Here is a 23,873-nt window from a genome sequence, read left to right as displayed (position 1 = left end):
GTACACCGTAGTCCTGTAGGGGAGAGGAATGGAAGCGAGGGTTTCAAGAATAAGTTACACATCAAACCCAATTTATGCAGGTATTCACGAGGATTTATGACACAAACAGCCCAGCTTAGTCCATCATCTGTCTTTGTCGTGAGCGGCGGTGCAAAAGGGATTACGGCTGAGTGTACTATCAGATTAGCCCAACAGCAACCCTGCAAATTCATCCTCCTCGGTCGCTCCGAACTATTAGAAACCGAGCCAGATTATGCTCAAAATTCTGATGAATCCGCATTGAAAAAATGCATCATGGAAAATCTTCTTTCTCAAGGAGAGAAGCCCACACCCATGAATGTGCAAAAAATATATAACAAAATTACCTCCAGCCGCGAAATTAAAAAGACTCTAGCAGCAATTGAAAAAACTGGAGCTAAAGCAGAATATATCAGCGTCGATGTCACAGATACGCCAGCTTTACAAGAAAAACTTGCTACTGCTGTGCAACATCTCGGCCCAATTACCGGAATCATCCACGGCGCTGGAAACTTAGCTGATAAGTTAATAGAAAAGAAAACAGAAGAGGATTTTGAAAAAGTTTACACCGCTAAAGTTCAAGGTTTAGAAAACCTGCTAACTTGCGTTAACCCTAATCAACTTCAGCATTTAGTTTTGTTTTCTTCAGTCACAGGCTTTTACGGAAATCCTGGACAATCTGATTATGCGATCGCAAATGAAATTCTGAACAAATCAGCCCATATATTTAAGCAAAGTTATCCCTCATGTCATGTAGTCGCTATCAACTGGGGCGCTTGGGATAGTGGGATGGTGACAGCAGAATTAAAGAAGATTTTTCAAGAGCGAAAAATTGAAATAATTCCCATTGCAGTCGGAGCGCAAATGCTCGTGAAAGAAATGGATAATACCAATCACGCAACTGCACAAGTTGTTATTGGTAGCCCGCTTGTTCCCCTGGCGGCAGAGTTAGATTCAGAACTACGAACCTATCGTATTCGTCGCCAAATGACATTGGAGGCTAATCCATTTTTACACGATCATACGATTGCTGGTTCTCCAGTTTTACCAGCAACTTGTGCAATGACTTGGATTATCAATGCTTCTGAACAATTATATCCCGGTTATCGGTTGTTTAATTACCAAGATTTTAAAGTTTTGAAGGGGATTACTTTTAATGACACATTAGCGAAAGAACATCTTTTAGAAATAGAAGAAATTTCTAAAGTTAATCTTGAAAGAATCGAACTTAAAGCCAAAATTTCGAGTAAAAATCCAGAAGGGAGAATCCATTTTCATTTTAGCGCTCAACTCAATCTCCAGCGAGAAATCCCAGATGCACCTATTTATGAATCTCTCAATCTCGAACCAGATAATATCATTACTGCGACAGGAAAAGCTTTTTACCAAAATGGTGGGGCGACATTATTTCACGGCCCCGGTTTTCAAGAAGTTAAGAGAGTTTTAAACATCAGTCCTGAAAGAATCACTACAGAATGTCTTTGGCCAGAACTCACCGCACAGGAACAAGGACAATTCCCCGTCCAATGGGTAAATCCTTACACCACTGACTTGAGTATGCACGCTTTATGGATTTGGACACAACACTTTCATGAAGAAGGTTGTTTACCTGGAAAAGTAGAGAAATTTGAACAGTTTGAAGCGATACCACATAACGAAACATTTTACGTTTCTTGTGAAGTACTAGCTAAGACACCAAGCAGTGCGATCGCAAACTTTATCATACACGACCGCCAAGGTAAAATCTATTCACGAATGCTCGGCGCTCATGCCATTATTTGGTCAATGAAAATGCTCAGAAGCTAGTAATCTGTCAAGTTTAAAGTTCGTAGTAAGGACTTTAGTCCTTCTTAATATAAGCACTTTAGTGCTTACTACAAACTATCAAAATCTTAGGATTGCTAGAACTTGCCTCGTTTAAAGTTTGGGGAACAGCGTAAATCCTGCCTTTTAATTATCTCTTGCTAAATACCCAAACTCGGAGCATATAAATCGTGGAAAAAATAGCCATCATCGCATTATCATGCCTATTCCCCGATGCAAATAATCCTGAAGAATACTGGCAAAACATCGTTAATCAAAAAGATTCGACATCCTCTGCAACCGTCGAAGAAATCGGAGTAGATCCGACAATATTTCACAATCCAGTTAAAGGTACACCAGACAAAACCTATTCCCTCAAAGGCGGTTACATCCGCAACTTCCAGTTTAACCCCTCCGAGTACAATCTACCATCAGAATTTGTTGCTGGTTTAGATAACACCTTCAAATGGTCATTGTATGCCGCTAAACAAGCAATTGAACAAAGTGGTTATTGGGGTAATCAAACTGTTCTGGCAAAATGTGGCGTAATTTTAGGTAATTTGTCATTCCCAACAAAATTATCTAATCAATTATTCTCGCCAATTTACCAGCAAGCTATTAATCCTGCTGTCAGAGAACTTTTGCAGCATGAAGACTTTGATTTAGCTACTTTACCAAGTGCAACCAAAGCATCTTTATACAATGCGATGATATCTGGTTTACCAGCATCTATCGTTGCTCAAGCTCTATCTCTATCTCAGATTAATTTATGTCTGGATGCTGCTTGCTCGTCATCATTTTATGCCATTAAACTAGCATCTCATTACTTATGGTCACACAAAGCTGATGTCATGTTAGCTGGAGCCATCAGTTGTGCAGATTCCCTATTCGTGCGGATGTTATTTTCCGGCGTTCAAGGGTATGCAGAAAACGGTATTAGCCGCCCCTTAGATAAATCCTCTAGAGGGCTAATTCCCGCCGACGGTGTTGGAATGGTAATGCTGAAGAGATATTCTGATGCCGTTAGAGATGGCGACAATATTCTCGCTACCATCTGCGGTAATGGACTATCGAATGATGGTAAAGGTAAACATTTACTCAGTCCAAATCCTAAAGGACAAGTCCTAGCTTTTGAACGAGCCTATAATGAGGCGAAATTTAGTCCTAAAACCATCGATTACCTAGAGTGTCATGCCACTGGCACATTGCTAGGAGATACAACCGAATTTAACTCCATCGAAACATTCTTTGGTCAAAACCAAGCCGCGCCTCTGGTGGGTTCTGCCAAAGCCAATACTGGTCACTTGTTAACTGCTGCTGGCATGGTTGGCTTGACTAAAGTGATTTTGAGTATGTCTCATGGTGTAATTCCAGCAACCATGAATGTTTCGGAACCTTTAACATCAGAAAAAGGTACAATTTCCGCCGATAAAATTGTTAGAACAGCTACGACATGGCCGAATAATAACGCACCAATTAAACGGGCGGCTATCAGTGCTTTTGGTTTTGGCGGCACTAATTCTCATCTGATTTTAGAACAAGGGAGTACAACAGAATCAGTTGAATCAACTCCGCCTGTTCCACCTACCAAAGTCGCCATTGTCGGCATGGATGCCTTTTTTGGTAACTGCAATGGCTTAGATGCTTTTGAACGCAGTATTTATGATGGAACACAGCATTTTACTTCTCTACCGCCTCAAAGATGGCACGGGATAGAAAATCAAGAAAGTGTCCTCAAAGAATACGGTTTAACAGACGGGAAAGCACCAGTAGGAGCATACATCAAGGATTTTGAAATCGATACTTTATCGTGCAAAATCCCACCGAATGAGATAGAGAAATTAAACCCACAACAATTGTTGCTCCTGAAAGTTAGCGATCGCGCCGTGAAAGATGCGAAACTACAGGAGGGTGGCAATGTGGCAGTGATTGTCGCCGCCGAGACAGAATTCTCTGTGCATCAGCTACAGCAAAGATGGAATCTATCTTGGCAAGTTAAGGACGGCTTACTCAACCAAGGAATTTCTCTACCTGCTGAACAGCTGGCGCAACTGGAAACCATCGTTAAAGATAGCATTCACCAACCTGTAGAAATCGGCGAATATGTAAGTCACATCGCCAACATCATGGCGAGTCGAATTTCTGCTTTGTGGAATTTCACTGGCCCTGCATTCACCGTCAGCGCTGGCGAAAATTCCGCCCTCAAAGCGTTGGAAGTTGCCCAAATGCTACTCGCTACGGGAGAAGTAGACGCGGTGGTTGTGGGTGCGGTAGATTTAGCCGGTGGTGTAGAAAACGTCTTGTTCCGCAGCCAATTTGCCCCAATTAATACGGGTGTCAATACGTTGGGTTACGACCAACAAGCTAATGGCTGGACGGTTGGCGAAGGTGCGGGTGCTGTTGTCCTCAAGCGCTACGAAGCTGCTAAGGAAGATAATGAACGCATCTATGCAGTAATTGATGCCATGAGTTTCGCACAAGGTAATTCTACTTTGAGTGATGCTTTGGTAAAACCTGATGCTTCAGCTATCAGCAATGTCTGCAAACAAGCTTTCGAGATGGCGGAGATTCAACCCACAGAAGTTAACTATGTGGAAGTCTTCGGTAGTGGCGTTCCCCAGGAGGATGAAGCCGAAATCACAGGTTTATTGCAAGCTTATCCGAAAGTGGGCAATGGTTTGCACTGTGCATTGGGCAGCGTCAAAGCCAATATCGGCCACACCTATACAGCATCGGGAATTGCTAGCTTAATCAAAACCGCTCTCTGTCTTTATTACAGGTATATTCCCGCCACACCCAAATGGTCTGGTGTCAAAACACCGCAAGTATGGGAAGGTAGCCCCTTCTATGTGGCAATGGAATCAAGACCTTGGTTTGTCGATAAAGGCGGCACACGCAGAATAGCAGCAATTAATAGCATGGGTATAGATGGCAGTTACGCCCATTTAATCTTGTCGGAAGAACCCAGCCAAGAGGAACGCGACAACAGATATTTGCAACAAATGCCTTTTCATCTGTTTCCTATCGCAGTTAGCGATCGCACCACCATCTCCGATCTTCTCAACAATCTCCAAAATACCATAGAAGCGAGTTCTTCTTTATCAGCTACCGCCAGCGAGATATTCGCTACTTTTCAACAGCATTCTAATCCAAAATACGTCTTATCAATCACAGGACGTAACACAAAAGATTTACTCAAAGAAATTGAATCTGCCCGCAAAGGTATAAATAATGCCTTTGAAAACGGCACAGATTGGCAAACACCACTAGGTAGTTATTTCACAGCGAAACCATTAGGTAAAACTGGAGCAGTTGCTTACGTTTATCCCGCAGCAGTCAATTCTTACATTGGTATTGGTCGTACTGTTTTTCGCTTATTTCCGAAAGTATTCGAGGACTTAAAAAGTAACAATCTCTACAATCGGGCTGCCGATGTCGAAAAGTTAGTTTACCCCAGAAGCTTACCTAAATTAACAACCAGGCAATTAGAAACTCTTGAAAAGCAATTGTTAGATGATTCCCTAGCAATGTTTGAAAGTGAAATCGCCTTTGCTAGATACATGACGGCAATTTTCCGAGATGATTTTAAAGTCAAGCCGCAATCTGTATTTGGGTATAGCTTGGGCGAAACTAGTATGATGGTTGCCCAAGGAGTTTGGAGTGATTTTGAGGGCGGAAGTAACACTTTAAACTCATCACCTCTATTTGGCGATAAGTTATCTGGGCCGAAAAATGCAGTGCGTGAATATTGGGGATTAACCGATTCACCAAACAACAATCTTTGGAATACCTATGTTCTCATGGCTACTCCATCGCAAGTTAGAGAATGCCTGAAACATGAGAATCGCGTCTACTTAACTCAAATCAACACACCAGAAGAAGTATTAATTGCAGGTGATGATGCCGCTTGTAAGCGAGTGATTGCAACTTTAGGTTGCAATGCGTTCCCCGCTCCCTTCGACCATGTGATACATTGTGAAGCGATGCGATCGCAGTACGAAGAAATCAAGAAGGTAAACACCTTACCATCGCAAAATCTTCCAGGTATTATTTTTTATTCTGCCGCCGATTATCAACCAATTACACTTGATAGCGATACCATTGCTCACAACATCGCCAAAGGATTGTGCCAAGAACTTGATTTTCCGCAATTAGTTAATCGTGTCTACGGTGATGGAGTCAAAATATTTCTAGAAGCAGGCGCGGGTAATGTCTGTTCGCGATGGATTGACAAAATTCTCGGCAACCAAGAACATATCACAGTCTCTCTAAATCGTAGAGGCATGGATGACCATGCTGCAATGGTCAAAGCATTAGCAAAACTACTCAGTCATCAGGTGAATGTCGATTTATCACCGTTGTACAACAAAGCTCAAGGAACCGCTAATTCAAATAAAGCAACATTGAGAACAGTTACCTTGGGTGGGAAAGCAATCGCTGCTACAATTTTGAGTGAAGAAAATCGCCAGATTGTTAAAGATTTGGTTGAGGATATTAAATGCGATCGCTTCAAAATACAGCATCCAGATATACCTAACATCCAGCAATCTGAAATCACAGATTATCTTAACACTTCCAACCAAATAACCCAAGAAGAAAATTACTCCCCTAACATCTTGCCTCAGCCAGAAGAAGTAAAACCGAAAAATATCATTGATAACGTTTTTGAACCGAAAGAACAATTACAATCTTCTGAGTCAAGCGCAATTAGACAGCCAATTCCTCTTTCTTCTGCACCTGTCATAACTCGAAAAATTAGTAGCATCATCAGCATGTTCGATTTAAATAAGACCCAGTATCAAAAGCTCAATGCTAATAATTCAAAGATAACTAAAGCACACACAGCCTTCTTACAAGCTAGACAAGATTACAGTCAGCAAATGAGCGAAATCATTCAATTGCAACTAGCTTGCGCCCAAAACTTACTTAACGACGAATCTTGACATAAGTCTACATACTTCAACCGTCAATAACCTTGGGTAAGGGGAAAGGTGGATTGATAAAAGGAAAATATTTCTTCCCCATTCCCTATTCCCCACTGCCCTTATTTAATAATTGTAATCCGAGGGATAACTGCCGTGACAACCGTAGATACGGTACTAAGTAAACACGATAATGGCCTTAATTTTTCTTCCTGGTCATATAACAAAAACCAGGTTTGGAAAGGTTCTTTAGAAACTGTATCTTTTGAGAAACAAACCATCAAAGATAAATTGATGGTGTTAAATAAACCCTGCTACATCGTGAAAGTTGCCGGAAAAATCGGTGTCACAAACGAGGGGTATTTATGCCCTGGTGATAATGGCACAACAGCACAAGTAGAACTGCTAACATTTGCAGCTCCAATCCGCATTCAACAGTTTGGAGATCCCAATTTTCTCTCCTCTCATGGAGTAAAATATGCTTACGTTACAGGTGCAATGGCTGGCGGAATTGCTTCCGAAGAAATGGTCATTGCACTCGGAAAAGAGCAAATTTTGAGTTCCTTTGGTGCAGGTGGTTTAACTCCAGAACGTTTGGAAGCAGCCATCAATCGCATCCAACAAGCTTTACCTCAAGGGCCCTACGCATTTAATTTAATTCACAGCCCCAACGAACCTGCGATTGAACGCCGCGCAGTGGATTTATACCTCAAATATCAAGTGAGAACAGTAGAAGCATCTGCATTTCTCGACTTGACACCCAACATTGTTTATTACCGTGTTGCTGGATTGAGCTTAAATAGCGCCAATCAAATTGAAATCAAAAATAAAGTCATTGCCAAAATTTCTCGTCGAGAAGTTGCGACTAAATTTTTGCAACCAGCACCAGCAAGAATTCTCAAAGAACTTCTTCAACAAGGGTTAATTACCGAGTTACAAGCAACCCTTGCAACTAAAGTTCCGATGGCTGATGATATTACCGTCGAGGCTGATTCTGGAGGTCATACAGATAACCGTCCCCTTGTTTGTTTGCTGCCTTCTGTTATTGCCTTGCGTGATGAAATTCAAGCCCAATATCATTACCAAACACCGATTCTAATCGGCGTTGCAGGGGGAATTGGAACACCACAATCAGCATTAGCAGCTTTCATGATGGGTGCTGCTTATATAATGACTGGTTCCATTAATCAGTCATGTGTTGAATCTGGGGCTTGTGAACATACCAAAAAGTTACTAGCCCAAGCAGAAATGGCTGATATGATAATGGCCCCAGCAGCAGATATGTTTGAAATGGGAGTCAAATTGCAAGTTCTCAAACGGGGTACAATGTTCCCCATGCGAGCGCAGAAATTATTTGAACTCTATCGCGCTTATGATTCCATTGAAAGCATCCCTTTGGCAGAAAGAGAGAAATTAGAAAAACAAGTTTTTCGTAAAACTATTGCCGAAGTATGGGAAGGAACTGCGGCTTATTTGTCCCAAAAGAATCCTGAAAAACTTGGGAAAGCAGTCAATAATCCTAAACTGAAAATGGCGTTGATTTTCCGTTGGTATTTAGGATTATCTTCTCGCTGGTCTAGTTCTGGTGAAAAAGGTAGAGAAGTCGATTATCAAATTTGGTGTGGCCCGGCAATGGGCGGTTTCAATGACTGGGTACGCGGTTCTTATTTGTCTGAACCAAATAATCGTCAGGTAGTTGATGTTGCTAATCAAATTATGACTGGTGCAGCCTTTTTGTACCGCGTCCAAAATTTGAAAATTCAAGGGCTGCAAACTTCCGATTATTACAGTCAATATCACCCTGTTCGTTCTACATCCTTGTTGGAGATTTAAAAATGACTATAAAACAGTCTTTCACAGCAGACGATATTCAAAGATTTTTGGTATCTAACTTAGCTAAGTTGCTAGGAGTTGCAACTGATGAAATAGATGTCAAAGAACATTTAGAAAACTATGGGTTGGATTCAGCCCAAGCAATGATTCTAGTCAGTAACTTAGAAAAGTTGCTCGGATTTCAGCCCTCTCCATTGCTGCTGTGGCATTACCCAAATATTGAAGCTCTTTCACAGCGTTTAGCTGAAGAAGTGCAAGATGGTTCACCAGTTCAAGATACAAAGGTAGTAGCCTCTAATGCCAACACTGCACCCACTGTTCTAGATTTAGGTGCTGAGGCTGTTCTTGATCCTACCATCCATCCTGGTGCGGCATCTAATGTGCTTGTGGGTGAACCCAAGAACATCTTTTTAACTGGTGGAACGGGCTTTTTAGGAGCCTTTATCATCCGGGAATTGCTACAAGAAACCAATGCGGATATCTATTGCTTGGTGCGTGCTGCTAATGCCGAAGAAGGCAAAAGCAAGCTCCAAAAAAACCTGGAACAGTATGCCATTTGGCAGGAAGAATTTAACTCCAGAATTATTCCGATTGTCGGCGATTTATCTCAGCCATTGTTAGGTATTGGTTCAGAACAGTTTCAAATTTTAGCTGCCAATATTGATACTATATATCATAGTGCTGCTTTATTGAATTATGTTTTCCCATACTCTGCACTGAAAGCAGCCAATGTTTTAGGAACTCAAGAAGTTTTGAGATTGGCTTGTCAAATTAAAGTCAAGCCTGTACATTACGTTTCCAGTGTTGCTGTTTTTGAATCTACTGCTTATGCTGGCAAGGTTGTTAAAGAACAGGATGAATTCAATCATTGGGAAGGTATTTATCTTGGTTACTCACAAACTAAATGGGTAGCTGAAAAGTTAGTTAAAATTGCTCGTGACCGTGGGCTTCCTGTAACTATCCACAGACCACCGCTGATTTCAGGTGATAGCAAAACAGGTATTTGTAACACACATGACTTTATCAACTTGATGACCAAGGGCTGTCTACAAATGGGATATTTCCCTGATGTAGATTATATGTTGGATATGTCACCTGTGGACTATGTAAGTAAAGCCATTGTTTATCTATCACGCCAAAAAGAATCCATAGGTAAAGCTTTCAATTTACAACATCCCCAACCCGCCTCTTTGAAAATGCTCGTTGAGTGGATACGCTCTTTTGGTTATTCAGTTGAGATGATTCCTTACGAAAAATGGCAATCTGAGTTAATCAATAATGTCACTTCTGCTGACAATCCTTTGTACACTCTGCGGCCATTTTTATTGGAACGTTGGTCTGATGAACAACTGACTATTCCTGATTTGTATTTACAAGCTAGAAGACCCCATATTAGCTGCCAAGATACTCTTCATGCATTGGCAGGTAGTTCTATTGCTTGTCCTCCCATTGACTCTCAATTGTTTATGACTTATACTTCCTACTTGATTCAAAGCGGCTTCTTGAATCTCGCTTAGAAATTCACAACTTGCGTAGGATGTGTTAGGAACGTAACGTATTATCCCGGATACTTTCGGTGCGTTACGGAAGCCTTAACACACCCTACAAATACAACAAAACAAGTTTATTCAGTCGATGTTTTTTAAAACTCAGTACTGCTGAATAGTTAATATTTCAGATGCCAGCAACAACTTATATACCAACAGTGGCAATATAATTGCCCTGTTTTTTTATGCTCAATCATGTAAATATTTAGTATTCACCCCTTGACAGAAGCAATTGAGGATAGAATGGTTAATGTCGGGCATAAAGTTTGATTTTACCTGCTGGCTTTTGTGAGTGATTAAAAGCCTTATGCTAGTAATCTGAAATAACCGAACTTATTTAATGCCCAACTTCTTCGATGCATAAGTCCTAAATTTGCGTTTGGACTGCTACATCTATCCAATGCACTAAACAAGCATTTGAAAGAGTAATAACTCAAGATATTTCTTGTAGGTTGAGATATTACGCGTACTTAATTGTAGAACGAGAACCACTGTAAATGCAACGCAGCTTGATCAAGTTGAATTCACCAATATTCTTAAATGAACACAACACTTCAAAGACAGAGCAAACAAACTGCTCTTATTACCGGGGCAGCCGGTGGAATTGGCTACGAATTAGCATGTATTTTTGCTGCTCATGATTACAATCTGGTCTTAGTAGACAGAAACGGGCCAAAGCTAGTAGAAATTGCAGTTCAATTCCAAAAAAAATTTGGAATTTTTGTCAAGGCTATTGTTAAGGATTTATCTATATCAACGGCTCCTGAAGAAATTTTTACAGAGTTACAAAAAGCCGATATTAATGTTGATGTGCTGGTAAATAATGCCGGATTTGGTATCTATGGATTATTTCACGAAACAGACCTAGCTACTGAACTGGAAATGCTACAGGTAAATTTGGTGTGTCTCACCCATTTAACCAAGCTATTCCTGAAACACATGGTCAAGCAAGGTGAAGGTAAGATATTAAACGTCTCCTCGGCTGCGGCTTTTCAACCAGGGCCTTTGATGGCAGTTTATTTTGCTACTAAAGCTTATATCTTATCGTTTTCAGAAGCGATCGCTAATGAATTAGAAGGTACTGGTGTCACTGTGACAGTTCTTTGCCCAGGCTCAACCGCATCCGCTTTTCACGAAAGAACCGGAATGGCTGACTCTAAGCTGCTCAAGGGTAAGAGAATGATGGATGCACGAACAGTAGCAGAAGTTGGTTTTCGTGCCTTAATGAAGGGTCAAACCATTGTCATTCCTGGTTTACTCAATGCAATACTTGCAAAAAGCGTCAGATTTGTACCTAGAAATCTGGTAACAAAAATTGTGCGAAATATGCAGGAGGATAAGTAAGGGCATGGGGCATGGGGCATTGGGCATGGGGGAAGAATAACAAATGACTAATGACTAATGACTAGTATTAATACTGCCAACACTTCAAGTCCCAGCCAAAATTCTCTACCGCAACAGCAGCAACATAATTGTTTGCGGGTACTAGTTCAAATAAACTCCAGTCTTCAGTTATCTGTAACTTGGCTGGTTCTGTGGGAGTGAGCGACACTTCAATTTGCTCTAACTGGGATAGTCCGTCTCCAGTTGCTTTTAAATAAGCTTCCTTACAAGTCCAGTAACGGAAAAATATCTCTTGCTGTTGGTTAGGAGATTGCGATCGCAACATATCATATTCTCTCGGCAAAAAGAACCGTTTGGCAAGAGCTTCTAAATCAGACATCGGGCGAATATATTCTAGGTCTACACCAATTTGGCGAGTACAATTTACCGCACACAAACCTAAACCTTGGGAGTGAGACAAGTTAAACGCCAGTCCACTATCGGCAAATTTATCTGCTAATACTGGTTTCCCACGCTGTTGATAATTAAACTGTACTTGTCGGGGCTGGATATCCAAATAGCGACCTAATATAGTTCTGAGGATACCGCGACCAGCAATGAAACGCTGCCGATGTTCCTGAAAATAGAACCGTTCAGCACGAGCCGTTTCGTCACTGGAAAGAGTTGCTGCTAAACTTTGCAGTTTTGTTTCTGGTTGGTCAAGGTCTATGCGCCAGACATGAATCTCATCCGGTAGCAAAGTGAAATCCGTGGGTGCAGGTAGCCAAATATCATTAGAAGCGGTCATTGAGTCAAAAAGTCAAGGGAGTTTTACTTTAATAGTTTGTTTAATTACAACGATTATTATGGGTGGATCTAGTTTGACGCTTTAGCATTACTATATACAACTGCGCGTGTTTTTCCTAGAATCTACCATAGGTGTTGTTAGATATTAAGTCTAGCTGTAAACCTAAATACAGGTAGCCGCGATCGCTTTTGCTAGCTAAATATTATAATTTATTACTCTAGATGTACGCTCCTCAACTCCACGTTAAATCCCCTGAGAGAGAATACTTTAAAACTCTTGACAGAGAATCGCAAATTTTATTTTGGCTACAACATTAGCTATTACAGTTTTACTCAAAGCAACTAAGAGGAATGTCTGCAAGTGTTCTGACGTAGATATATCTTCACTGAGGAAAAAAGGTAAAGGGGGAAAGGGGAAAGGGGAAAGGGAACTCCATGCTTAAAAGCTCTTGTTTCAAATATGGACGCTGATTTTTATTGCACTACGTGTCGCTAAAAATCTTCTTTTAATATTTTCCATATTTAAAAATAGGGGCTTTATACCGTGTGGGAAAAGTTTTATCTTTAATTCCTTTACCCCTTCCCCCGCCCCTTATCCCCAGAGGGGGCCCCACCTTCCCCTTTTCCCTTTTTTGGTAAATAGGTTTTCTCCAAAAGTGTTAAATCTGGAACAAAAAACCCTTGCCAAAGCTTGTTAAAAACCTATTACAACTACTTTTTTGTAGAACATAGTGAGGATGAATGATTCTTAATTTGGAGTACTTTGCCTTTTTTATACTGCTACTAGCAGCGCTGCTATCAGCAATTAGGCAAATGAGCGTTGCTTTGGATGAGTTAGATATTGCGCGTTTTACTCTCTGGACAGGTATTGCTTCTGTTCTTGCTGGTTTACCAATGATATTGTGGTAGCTTCTGGGTCAATGCCATATTCTCTATAGCAATCCTACTGAGTTGTGAAATTAGTTGTGGAGACAGGCAATAGGCAATAGGCAATAGGCAATAGGCAAGAGATTTTTTTCACGAATGATTTAGGATTGCTCTATTTTAGGCTTCCAAGCAATACGACTCCATCCGTCGAGTATCCTAGCAACTAGAATGTCGTTCTGCCTATTACTCTGTTCGTTGTTGCTCTAACCATTGTAAGACCCGATTCCATGCCCACCAAGGATCAGAATCGTTTACCTGACGCTGGCACTCTTTACTGCTCAAATAGCCAACATGGCCGCCGTACTGAGTGAGAAACAAATCTATTGCAGAATTGCGATCGCAAGCTTCTTCTAATTCCGGTATGATACTTGGGTCAAAAAGTGGGTCATCAGCGGCATATAAAATCAAAGTTGGTTTCGAGATTTGCGGCAATATTTGTAAAGCACTACTAGCTTGGTAATATGCTTCCACAGAAGGAAAACCAAGTCGCTTAATTACCAGTTCATTGTCAAAACCCCAAATACTGTTCGCCCGTTCAATCGCTTCTGGGTCAAGGCTTCCAGGATGAGCATCATGAATCCGCCATGCCAGTTTTTTTAAATTTTGGGCAATCCCTGCTTCCAAATATCTACCAAATGGCTTTGTAACTAGATAAGATAGCGATCGCTCCGAATCCAAGCTTGGACAAATCACCATACCACCGCCAATATCGCTATCTTCTAGTCCTAAATCTCCATAGTCCCTAATCACCTCACCAGCCACCTTCACCGCCCATAGCGCCAATTGCCCCCCTAAAGAATACCCTGTAAACCAAAATTTACCCGGACATCCCATTGCCTTAGCTGCGGCGGCGATGCGAACAAAATCTTCCCCCTCATACAAACCATCAGAAGTTAGAGTCGGGGACAGTTCGGCACTTTTGCCGTGGGCACGCCAATCAAATAACACAATCGCGTATCCTTGAGCGTAAGCCTTACGTCCTAGCACCCTCAAAAACCATTCCGTCTCTAACTCTCCGGTAATGCCATAAGTACCAATAATCGTGCTGTGAGCATTTTCCGGGATGGCAACCAAGCCAAAAATTGGCACACCTTGACCACCAATGAAGATTTTCTCGTGATAAGACGGTTCTGGGTCTTTAGTAGTACTTTGCCAGTTACGTTTTCCCCACAAAGCGGTGTATACAGTCATGATCACACCGTTTTGTAAAAACCAAGACGGATTGTAGGGGGGAGTATAACACATCATAGACTATAAGATTTCGTGTAATTGAGTCTTGATTTCACAGTCATTTAATCTTAATATTTATGTAAGATTTAAAAACTTTTTCATCATTGATTCAAAAATCTTTGTATCTATCAAAGGTTGTTAATTATCCTTAATAAGTAGTAATAATTTTTTAAGAATGCCGAGGATTCTTGTCATAGACGATGACCCAGCGATTTCAGAACTAGTTGCCGTCAACTTGGAAATGGCTGGCTACGATGTTAGTCAAGCTGAAGATGGCATCAAAGGTCAAGCGCTGGCTCTCCAGCTACAACCAGACTTGATCATGCTCGATTTAATGTTGCCTAGAGTAGATGGGTTCACCGTTTGCCAACGCCTGCGCCGAGACGATCGCACCTCTGAGATTCCCGTGTTAATGTTGACGGCTTTGAGCCAAACTCAGGACAAGGTGGAAGGCTTCAATGCTGGCGCAGATGACTACCTCACCAAACCTTTTGAAGTTGAAGAACTGCTAGCGCGGGTACGGGCACTTTTGCGGCGGACTGACCGGATTCCCCAAGCCGCAAAGCATAGTGAGATTCTCAACTATGGCTCATTGACCCTCGTTCCCGAAAGATTTGAGGCAATATGGTTCAATGAGACGGTGAAATTGACTCACTTGGAATTTGAGTTACTTCACTGCTTATTGCAACGCCACGGTCAAACAGTTTCTCCCAGCGAAATCCTCAGAGAAGTTTGGGGCTACGATCCTGATGATGACATAGAAACGATTCGAGTGCATATTCGCCACTTGAGAACCAAACTTGAACCAGATCCTCGCCATCCCCGCTATATCAAAACAGTGTATGGTGCTGGATACTGTCTTGAGTTACCCGGTATACCTCCATCAGTAGAAGGTGCTTCTGTAACAGTGGTGGAGTGAAATCACCCAAGCAGTACTGAGTGGTGAGTGTCCAGATTTGTAGGCTAGCACAGCTGTGCACGCCTACGAATTTTATATACTTTTGTACCAGCTTTTAAGCTATGGAACCTTTAACTACTGAGGCGATCGCATTTTTGCCTCAACTGTATTCTAAATATTCTGAATTCTAACTCCTGAATTCTGACTCCTGAATTCTGAATTCTGAATTCTGAATTCTGAATTCTGCTCTAAGTTCTACGTTTCTATTTCAGATTTATTCAAACCTGTTAACCTAGCTACCTGTTCGATTGTCATCCCAGACTCAAGTAAGTTGCGTGCAGTTTGTAATAACTGTGATTCTGCCTTGTCTGCCCTTTGGCGTTCCTTTTCTTCAGGAGTTGGCAGTAATTCTCCTAACGACATTGCCCAGCGTAACCAAGTAGCATTAATACCTTTATAATTTCCCTGCCAAAGCTGCAATGCTAACCCTAAAGATTGACTCACCAACTGATTTTGAGCATTTGCGGCAATGGGTTGATAAACTCCTTTTTCATTAGAAAAACCAGCCAAATCATCAGGGTTAAAAGGGTCATACCAGAAATATTCTGGTACACGCATTTGATTTTGATAAATCAACTTTTTGAAGTTTTTGTCTGCTTGGGCTGTGCTGTCAGAAAGTAACTCAATAACTACATCTGGTGCTTTTCCTTCTTCCCAAACTACCCAACTGCGTCGTTCTCCTTTAGGGACTCCCAACACAGCAAAAAAGTCTGGCCCTTTAAAGTCTTTGTTCCGCACCTGCGCCAGACTGTAGTAAACAAACATATTACCGCCAATAAACCCATCCTCTCGTTCTGACAACCAAGGTATCAGAGCATCTATGAGCAAGTCCATCTGGGCTTTATGGCGTGCGCTTTCCATTGGAATACCGTCATCGTAGGGTAATTCTGCTTGGGTGGGTGGGAGTTGAATATCTGGTGCAGCTAGGATAGTTTCTGACATAGCTTTTCACCTGTTGGCTGGGCGTTGCGGATATTTTTATCTTAAGCGATCGCCTCAATCTAAACCCCAAGATCGATAAAGGCGATCGCTTCATCCCGGAAAGAAGTGTGCGATCGCCTTTATAAAAACCCTAATTGCAATGCAACGTCTCTACTAATGATTGAAGACTGCGATATCCTATTTAATTTGCAAACCAGTAGAAGCAGGTTGACCGAAAGCAGAAACCACACTTTGACGCACAATACGCTTGCGAGCGCTTTTACGAGTACCTCCAGCCATCTGATACTCATAGCTATTATTACCAAATTTATAAGCTATACCACGCAAAATTTTCTCAGAATAGTCTGCCAAATCTTCTTCATTTTCAAGAATCTGGGTTAACAAGATATCAATAGTGGAGAGGGTGGTATTGTATGCTTCTAGAGATTGTCGCAGGCTTTCGATTTTTACAGTATAATCTTTGACTGACAATCCCTCTCCGACATCTAGACTTGAATTAATAGATTTAATGCTTGCTAGACGTGTTTCAGCTTTGCCAAGAATACGTGAATTACGTTTTGGTCTTGCCATAATTGTTACTCATTTTTTAAATTTACATAACTCTATAGTGGACAATTGTTTAAAAAGTTGTCATACGTAAAATTATTGATTTTTATCAATAAACTTAGAATTTCAGTAATTTACATCTACTGTTGATAACGTCAGGGCGGAAGCTGCTACAGCCTGCGCGAAACACTCAAACGTGAAGGCAGAAATTGCTACAGCCAAGGCAGAAGTTGCTACAGACTGCGCGAAACACTCAAACGTGAAGGCGGAAGTTGCTACAGTTAAGGCGGAAGTTGCTACAGCGTGCGCGAAACACTCAAACGTGAAGACAGAAGTTGCTACAGCCAAAGCAGATTGGAAATGGCTGGCTACGATGTTAGTCAAGCTGAAGACGGCATCAAAGGGCTGTAGCAGACTGACTAATTTCAGTTGGCGGCCGTTTAATTTTTCCCTCGCAGTAACCCAGGTCGTACATACTAGCAGCTTGAGAATCTTCTTCTGGTGCCAATTTAGCTTTTCCAGCCCAAGCATCAGATTTTCCTAAGTTAAACCAATCTTCATTAGTCATCCCTGAACCAAATGTGTTCTCGGTTGTTTTTGTCATTTAAGTACCTCTACCGTACTGATAAGTGACTGGTTCTGATATACCTTTACGATACCTATAATTGGGCGTGCCAATCTTGAGCTTGTTGACGGATAGACTGTAATTCTTCAGCAGACATTTTATCCAAATTCTTTAAAATAAAACTCATCCTTCCTTGAGACTGTAGTTGTTGGCGGTGTCTGTCAAGAAAATCCCAATAGAAGAAGTTGAACGGACAAGCATTTTTACCTACACGTTCCTTATGGTTATAAACACAACTTTTACAATAGTCACTCATTTTATTTATATAGTTAGCAGAAGCAGCATAGGGTTTAGATGCCAACACACCTCCATCAGCAAATAAACCCATACCAATAACATTTGTCTGCATTACCCAGTCATAAGCATCTATAAACACTGCATGGAACCAGTTTTCTACAGATTGTGGTGAAAGTCCGGCAATTAAAGCAAAATTACTCAACACCATTAACCGTTGGATATGATGAGCGTAGCCAGTGCGTTCCACTTGCCTAAGAATCTGGTGTAAACAATTCATTTCGGTTCTACTTGTCCAGAAAAAATCTGGTAGTGGTTGTGTATGGTTAAACCAATTTTTATCTGAGTAATCTGCATCTACATAGTGATAAATACCGTGCATATATTCTCGCCAACCCAACAGCTGACGAATGAAACCTTCCACACTATTTAAAGGCAATTGCTGTTGGAAGTATGCTTGTTGTACGGCTTCAATTACCTCAATTGGTTGGAGTAACCCAATATTTAAATAAGGAGAAAGTAGCGCGTGCCACATTGTTTCTTCTCCCGTTACCATTGCATCTTGATAGGGGCCAAAATTCGGTAGACGGTTTTGAATAAACCAGTCTAATACTAGAAGTGCCTGTTGACGATTTATCCCCCAGCGAAAAGGTTTTATTTCTCCATAAGTTGGGCAAGTGAGAGAATTAACTTGATCAATGACATCGAGAGTAATTTCGTCTGGTTCAAACCATTGTGCAGGTGGTGTGTTTAATTTACCTTTGGGTGGTTGACGATTTTCTTTATCTAAATTCCACTGTCCGCCGACTGGTTTATCTTTCTCCATTAAAATTTGGAAACGTCGCCTTCCTTCCCGATAAAAGTCTTCCATTAATAGACGCTTACGACCTGACGCCCAATTATTGAATTCTTCTGTACTCCACAAAAAATGATTGTTAGGAATCAAGGTAATTGTGCAAAATAGTTCTAAACTTTGAATCATTTGGGTGAACGGTAGATCATTCGGTGTCATCACCCGCAACTGAGTAATTTGATTTTCCCTAATCCATTCTTGGAGTGGTGTTTCAAAATCTTCAGCTATTTTGTATGTGACTGAATATTTTAGTTGTCGCAACTCTTGGGCAAAATGCCTCATTGCCGACCAAAGTAAGACCAGCTTTTGCTGATGGTAAGGTCTTACTTGAACATGATCCAGTGACTCAATTAAAATTACAGGCACGTTCTCTTGATCAAAACAACTTTGTAAAGCTGCTTGTTTTACCCAAAGTTGGTCGCCTAATATCCAAACCCCAATTGTCATTGTTATTACCACTAATACCCACACCTACAGATAAACATAGATAGTGTTTATTTGTAAGGCGTGGGGGAGTGGATTTGATTTGGTAGTTTATCGAACAGAATTCAGGAGTCAGGAGTCAGAATTCAGAATGAATTCTGTACGACCCGCGACTGATTGATTCTGACTCCTGTTAGCGGATAGCTAAGGTTTAGCCCATTCTGACTTCTGAATTCTTCTTCAAGAGTTTTCTTTTAGAATTTCTGGGGGCGATCGATTTTAGGCAATTCTAGTTACTTGCTGATTCACACGGGGACGACCAAAGCGCTCCCAAGCACTCCCTCCTCGCAGAAATAGTTCTAAAAAGCGCAATGGTTCCCCTGAATCGCCTCTTGACCAACCGGAACTACCAGGAGCAAAAGCTAAAGTTCCTTCAGATACCTTGAAACTGCCATCAGAATATACTGCATCGCTGACCACATCTCCAATGCGAATCACGATCTTGCTTTGAGGCTCCAAGTTAAGTGTATGCGCCCCAATAGTTGTTTTGATGTTGCCGTAGCCATCAACCCAGGCAATTCGATCTGGTGGAACGTCTGGGATTTGCTCACTCTTCAAGCTATCTCCCAAAAGGCTAAAATCTTCATTCATAATGGCAGCCGCAGCTGGAGGAAACACATCCCGTGAGCGAAACTGCGAACCACCACGAGAAACGTTGACCACTCGCAACTCCTTTGTATGGTCTTTGATAAAGGAGAGGGTGTAACCTGCATTCACACCCACTACTTTTACACCATTGGATAAAAGGGCATAAGTTAGTCCTTCACCTTCATTGTCTCGACGGGCTTCAGGATCATCTTGGCGAGGCGCACAGTTGTGATAAATTAAGCGATCGCTAGGGCCTGGGTTAAGTCCGAGTTGGGCAATCCAAAATCCCGTTGCTAAGGTACTGAATGCTGGAACCGAAAGCAAATGAATTTGGGCATGGGGAAAAGTCATCAGCAGACGTTGTGTGACTTCAGTAAATGCCGGATCTCCTGTACCGTAGTCTGCAATGACGCAGATAAACATTCTGTTACTCCTTCTGATGAGTAGTAATTTGCAATCAACTTAATTCATAATTAGGAATTATGAATTATTTCGTAATTATGTGATTACAGGTTGAAATGAAAAAACGATTGTTCATTTCACTCCTAATTAATAACCTTAAAGTCTTAGTCAACGCAATGAAAACAATTACTTCACTTTTTAGCGAAGAACGCAACCAACTTCAGACAGATATTGATAATACAATCGGCATTGAGCAAATAGTGAAACTGGTTCAAAACCGACTCGATAATCTCGAAAGAATTTACATTGAAAAGCTGAATTTGGCTCAAGTTCGTCTGGCTTCCTTTTTTCTGGATACGCTGCGGCAGTCTATCGCTACTCTTGCGGCAGCTAACTATCTTCAAGTTGCTCCAACAGGACAAAAGCAAATTACTAATACAGGGACAAAGTTGTTTAGCAGCAGATTAATTCTGAAACTGCTAAAGGGACTAATTTATATAGGCATCTTAGGTTCTTTGTTTTCCTTAACGAAAACTACCCCAGGTGCGTGGATGGCTATCTTATTAACCTCTTTACTTATAGGATTAGAAATTGTACTTCAACTCGAATTAAACAATCAGCAAAATAATTCTATATCTGAAGGACTATTGGAATTACCTCAACCCATTCTTAGGGTTGATAGCAAAGTATTTCTAGATCATCTTGGCGATGCTCTCAACACTATTGACCTAGCAGTGGCTAGAGTAGAAGAATCAAATAAACATGAAGGCGATCTAGCAATAGAAGAACTGCCAGAGCTATTGAATTTTCTCCAAAGACTAATGGGCGCATCCAAACTTGATAAACCCCAAATGGCTCATGAACTGGCGAAACTTCTGCCACAGATTTTAATGTCTCAGGGAATTAACGCTCAAATTTACCGAGCAAATAGCGATCGCAATTATTTTGACTTTGAGCCAAGTATCGACCCCGATACCAAAGAACACGTGACTCTAACGCCGGCTTTGTTAAAAGGCGATCGCTTGATTAGACGCGGTAGGGTAATTGAACCAGCATATTCCTCTGCTAGAGAATAATAGACAATAAAGGTATGGAAATTTTAGAAACAATCGGTTTTGATTTGGGACACGGTGAAACGGCTGTAGCGAAAGCGATCGTGGAAAGCATCGAACCCCCCCAAATGCTGGAGATTAATAACAAGAAGAACCAAATTACGGCTCTTGGCTGGCATCCCAAACTCGGTTATCTTGTCGGCGAACAAGCATTAATTCAAGCTGGCGTTACCCAACTGACAATTTCATTCAAGCAAAAACCCAATAATGATCCCAAATATCGGGAAACAATTAGCACTTTTGTGGCAACCTACTACCGCCTTTTGAAAGAAAGTAAACAACTTGAAGGTGGTGAAGGTAGCTATTTTTACATTGGTTGCCCTTCAGGATGGACAGTTAGCGATCGCACCGAATACCAAAAGCTACTTCAAGAAGCTGGCATTCCCCAACTAAATGTTGTACCTGAATCGCGGGCTGCTTTCATGCAAGCCAAGGAAGCCGGGAAGTTGGAGTATGACAAACTTCTGGCATCGGTGCTAATTGTCGATATTGGTTCTTCAACCACAGATTTTACTCTAGTTAAAAGCTTAGAAGAGATACCCATCGATTTCGGGAGTAATACTTTAGGTGCATCCCTAATTGACAAAGCTATTTTTGCCCGGACTCTCGCCAACCACGAACAAAAAGCATTACTCGAAAAAGTATTTAAGGAATATCCCCATCACCAAGCTCGTTGTGAACTTGCTTGTCGCAAAGCTAAAGAAGATTACTTTTCTAATGAACAGCTATACAGCGATCCTGAATCCTTTGCGCGTGGCTTCGAGTCGATCAACGAACAGATTTATTTTATTCCCCAAGTGAATAAATTGATCATGGAGGAAATTTTAAACCAGCCCTTACCGGAACTGGAGCTTAATAGTTGGGTGCGATCGTTTAGCAACTCTTTAACCGAGGCGAAAGAAAAGCTAGAAAAACTTGGAATCGTGCCGAAACTTTTGCTGATGACTGGCGGTGCATCTCGCATGAAGTTTACGCACGTTCTTTGTCAGGAAATGTTTCCTGAACCAGAAACGCTGCTTCGCCCTGATCCAGAACCGGAACGCTGCATTGCACTGGGTTTAGCACGAGTAGGACGATGGGATCTACGTGCTGCTGCTTTTAAACAAGAAGTCAACAAACTATTTACCTCAAATAAGCTTAAAGGCTTGATTGAAAAGCATATCCCGGAGTTAATCGAATCACTAACTAAGCCTTTGACAGATGGCTTGATTGTCAACGCAATTAAACCAGGTTTAAAAGATTGGCAAAAAAACAAAATACGGACTTTAGCAGATTTGGAAACATCTTTATTCAGTCAAGCAGAACAGTGGCTCAAAAGCGATATTGCTGTGCAGATAATTAATCATCAATGTGCTTCTTGGTTTAGCAATAAAATCCAACCCGATTTAGCCGCACAAACCGATCCAATATGTCGAAAGTTTCAGATACCTAGAAGCAGCTTAAGATTCGAGGATAGTATTGATCCAAATTTTGTTAACCCAGAGCTACGAATTGGAGATGCTATCCTGGCTGAGACAGTAGCGTTTATTGTCAATGTAGTAATTGGTGGAGGCGCTGTGGCTAGCATCATTACTCTCATACTAACTGGGCATTTAACCTGGCCTATTGCACTAGTATATGGGGCTTCGGTTATGGCGGCAGGAATGGAGCTAAATCGTAAGAGTGTTCAAGAAGTAATCAAGACAAATGTGGATATTCCTAGTTGGATTCGTTCGAGTTTTTTGAATGACAAAAAAATTGATGATATGTGTGAGCAAATCAAGCCGGAGTTAGAGAAAGTTTTTCAAGAACAATTGACAGCAAATCAAGAGGCTTTTGACAAACTGATTGTCAAAGTTGAACAAGGGCTACAAAAAACCCTTGCCACTAAAGTTCAATCTTGTATAATTCTGATCCAATAGCAGTTATATTACCAGTAAATGTAGTTTTTATAAATTTTTACCGCATCGCCTCAGTTGACCGATAAATTAAATATGTAAACTGCTCAAAAGGAAATGATTAAAACAATAGTTGTCTTTCTCATTATTGGGCTGATCATCACTGGAATTTTAGTCAATCCTATCCTAGTTAAGAAGCGAAGAAACCGTCTGAAAAATCGTCCTTTTCCTCCACTTTGGAATGCCATTATTGAGAATAATCTTCCCATTTTTCTCTGCCTTGCTCCCGATGAAATCAGGCGACTTCAGGGGCATATTCAAGTTTTCTTAGCAGAAAAGCAATTTATTGGCTGTAGAGGATTACAGGTGACGGAGGAAATGAAACTGACTATTGCTGCTGTCGCCTGTTTACTCCTATTAAATGAACGTGGACAGTACTTTACCAAACTTCGTTCAATTCTGGTATATCCCAATGCTTATTTTGTTCAGGAAAAAAATTCTGTCGGAAATTATGTTGTTGAAGAAAGGCGTGTAGCAAGACTGGGTGAATCGTGGACGAATGACCAATTAGTAGTGTCTTGGGAACAGGTGAAACAAGACACGAATAACTGGAGAGATGGACGTAATGTTGTGCTTCATGAATTCGCCCATCAATTAGATCAAGAAAATGGTAAAGCTGAAGGAGTTCCGATACTGCAAAGTAACTCAGACTATACTATTTGGGCGAAGGTGATGACAGAAGCATATCAGCAACTTTGTAATGATGTTTTACAAGGTGTAAAGACGGTAATGCTGTGCGTTCGCTGATTTTAAGGCAGTCAAAGGAATTAATTCCTTGAGGGG

The 23,873-nt window shown here is 41.2% G+C and carries 17 protein-coding genes and 1 pseudogene; 10 read left to right on the top strand and 8 right to left on the bottom strand.

Annotation, left to right across the window (positions count from 1 at the left end):
• The first annotated feature begins 96 nt into the window (after positions 1–96).
• The 5 genes from RRG12_RS19725 (at position 97) to RRG12_RS19705 (ending at position 11,467) form a co-directional block, all read left to right on the top strand.
• Entirely contained in the window at positions 97–1,824 is a 1,728-nt protein-coding gene (locus tag RRG12_RS19725; RefSeq protein WP_420760241.1) for an SDR family NAD(P)-dependent oxidoreductase, read from the top strand.
• A gap of 188 nt (positions 1,825–2,012) precedes the next feature.
• Positions 2,013–6,764: a PfaB family protein gene (locus RRG12_RS19720; protein ID WP_420760240.1), complete on the top strand. Its 4,752-nt coding sequence runs from the start codon at positions 2,013–2,015 to the stop codon at positions 6,762–6,764.
• Between the two features lie 135 nt (positions 6,765–6,899).
• On the top strand, positions 6,900–8,576 hold the full coding sequence (locus RRG12_RS19715; RefSeq protein ID WP_420760239.1) for a PfaD family polyunsaturated fatty acid/polyketide biosynthesis protein: 1,677 nt from the start codon (positions 6,900–6,902) through the stop codon (positions 8,574–8,576).
• A gap of 2 nt (positions 8,577–8,578) precedes the next feature.
• Complete coding sequence (locus RRG12_RS19710; RefSeq protein ID WP_420760238.1) at positions 8,579–10,093, top strand: thioester reductase domain-containing protein; 1,515 nt, start codon at positions 8,579–8,581, stop codon at positions 10,091–10,093.
• Between the two features lie 570 nt (positions 10,094–10,663).
• Positions 10,664–11,467, top strand: a complete 804-nt coding sequence (locus RRG12_RS19705) for an SDR family NAD(P)-dependent oxidoreductase (protein WP_420760237.1) — start codon at positions 10,664–10,666, stop codon at positions 11,465–11,467.
• A gap of 67 nt (positions 11,468–11,534) precedes the next feature.
• On the opposite strand, the gene hetI is transcribed toward RRG12_RS19705, so the two are convergent.
• Complete coding sequence (hetI, locus tag RRG12_RS19700) at positions 11,535–12,254, bottom strand: 4'-phosphopantetheinyl transferase HetI (RefSeq protein WP_420760236.1); 720 nt, start codon at positions 12,252–12,254, stop codon at positions 11,535–11,537.
• A gap of 740 nt (positions 12,255–12,994) precedes the next feature.
• Between hetI and RRG12_RS19695 the strand changes: the two genes are divergently transcribed.
• Complete coding sequence (locus RRG12_RS19695) at positions 12,995–13,162, top strand: hypothetical protein (RefSeq protein ID WP_176727194.1); 168 nt, start codon at positions 12,995–12,997, stop codon at positions 13,160–13,162.
• A 201-nt stretch (positions 13,163–13,363) separates the two neighbouring features.
• Here the strand turns inward: RRG12_RS19695 and RRG12_RS19690 are convergent, their stop codons facing one another.
• A complete protein-coding gene (locus RRG12_RS19690; protein WP_069074232.1) occupies positions 13,364–14,428 on the bottom strand; it encodes a YheT family hydrolase in 1,065 nt (354 codons plus the stop codon).
• Positions 14,429–14,585: 157 nt separating this feature from the next.
• Between RRG12_RS19690 and RRG12_RS19685 the strand changes: the two genes are divergently transcribed.
• Positions 14,586–15,329: a response regulator transcription factor gene (locus RRG12_RS19685; RefSeq protein WP_069074231.1), complete on the top strand. Its 744-nt coding sequence runs from the start codon at positions 14,586–14,588 to the stop codon at positions 15,327–15,329.
• A 234-nt stretch (positions 15,330–15,563) separates the two neighbouring features.
• Here the strand turns inward: RRG12_RS19685 and RRG12_RS19680 are convergent, their stop codons facing one another.
• The 6 genes from RRG12_RS19680 to RRG12_RS19655 form a co-directional block, all read right to left on the bottom strand.
• Positions 15,564–16,310: a Uma2 family endonuclease gene (locus tag RRG12_RS19680; RefSeq protein ID WP_420760235.1), complete on the bottom strand. Its 747-nt coding sequence runs from the start codon at positions 16,308–16,310 to the stop codon at positions 15,564–15,566.
• Between the two features lie 177 nt (positions 16,311–16,487).
• Positions 16,488–16,880 (bottom strand): hypothetical protein, encoded by a 393-nt coding sequence (locus RRG12_RS19675; protein ID WP_420760234.1) that lies wholly within the window; start codon positions 16,878–16,880, stop codon positions 16,488–16,490.
• 102 nt (positions 16,881–16,982) lie between these two features.
• The gene (locus RRG12_RS19670; protein ID WP_176727193.1) at positions 16,983–17,240 is read right to left on the bottom strand and encodes a hypothetical protein; all 258 of its coding nucleotides are present in this window, start codon (positions 17,238–17,240) and stop codon (positions 16,983–16,985) included.
• 13 nt (positions 17,241–17,253) lie between these two features.
• Positions 17,254–17,460: a hypothetical protein gene (locus RRG12_RS19665; RefSeq protein WP_069074228.1), complete on the bottom strand. Its 207-nt coding sequence runs from the start codon at positions 17,458–17,460 to the stop codon at positions 17,254–17,256.
• A 55-nt stretch (positions 17,461–17,515) separates the two neighbouring features.
• Positions 17,516–19,015, bottom strand: a complete 1,500-nt coding sequence (locus tag RRG12_RS19660) for a cryptochrome/photolyase family protein (RefSeq protein ID WP_420760233.1) — start codon at positions 19,013–19,015, stop codon at positions 17,516–17,518.
• Between the two features lie 255 nt (positions 19,016–19,270).
• Positions 19,271–20,062, bottom strand: coding sequence for an SAM hydrolase/SAM-dependent halogenase family protein (locus RRG12_RS19655; protein ID WP_420760232.1), 792 nt, complete (start codon positions 20,060–20,062; stop codon positions 19,271–19,273).
• A gap of 155 nt (positions 20,063–20,217) precedes the next feature.
• Here RRG12_RS19655 and RRG12_RS19650 point away from each other — a divergent pair, with 155 nt between their 5' ends.
• The 3 genes and pseudogenes from RRG12_RS19650 to RRG12_RS19640 form a co-directional block, all read left to right on the top strand.
• A complete protein-coding gene (locus RRG12_RS19650; RefSeq protein ID WP_420760231.1) occupies positions 20,218–21,117 on the top strand; it encodes a hypothetical protein in 900 nt (299 codons plus the stop codon).
• 14 nt (positions 21,118–21,131) lie between these two features.
• Entirely contained in the window at positions 21,132–23,054 is a 1,923-nt protein-coding gene (locus RRG12_RS19645) for a hypothetical protein (protein ID WP_420760230.1), read from the top strand.
• 93 nt (positions 23,055–23,147) lie between these two features.
• Positions 23,148–23,822, top strand: a pseudogene (locus RRG12_RS19640) (M90 family metallopeptidase); the annotation flags it as partial.
• Positions 23,823–23,873: the final 51 nt, after the last annotated feature.

This window comes from Nostoc sp. CALU 546, from assembly GCF_048836525.1.
This window is presented reverse-complemented; position numbering and strand designations above follow the sequence as displayed.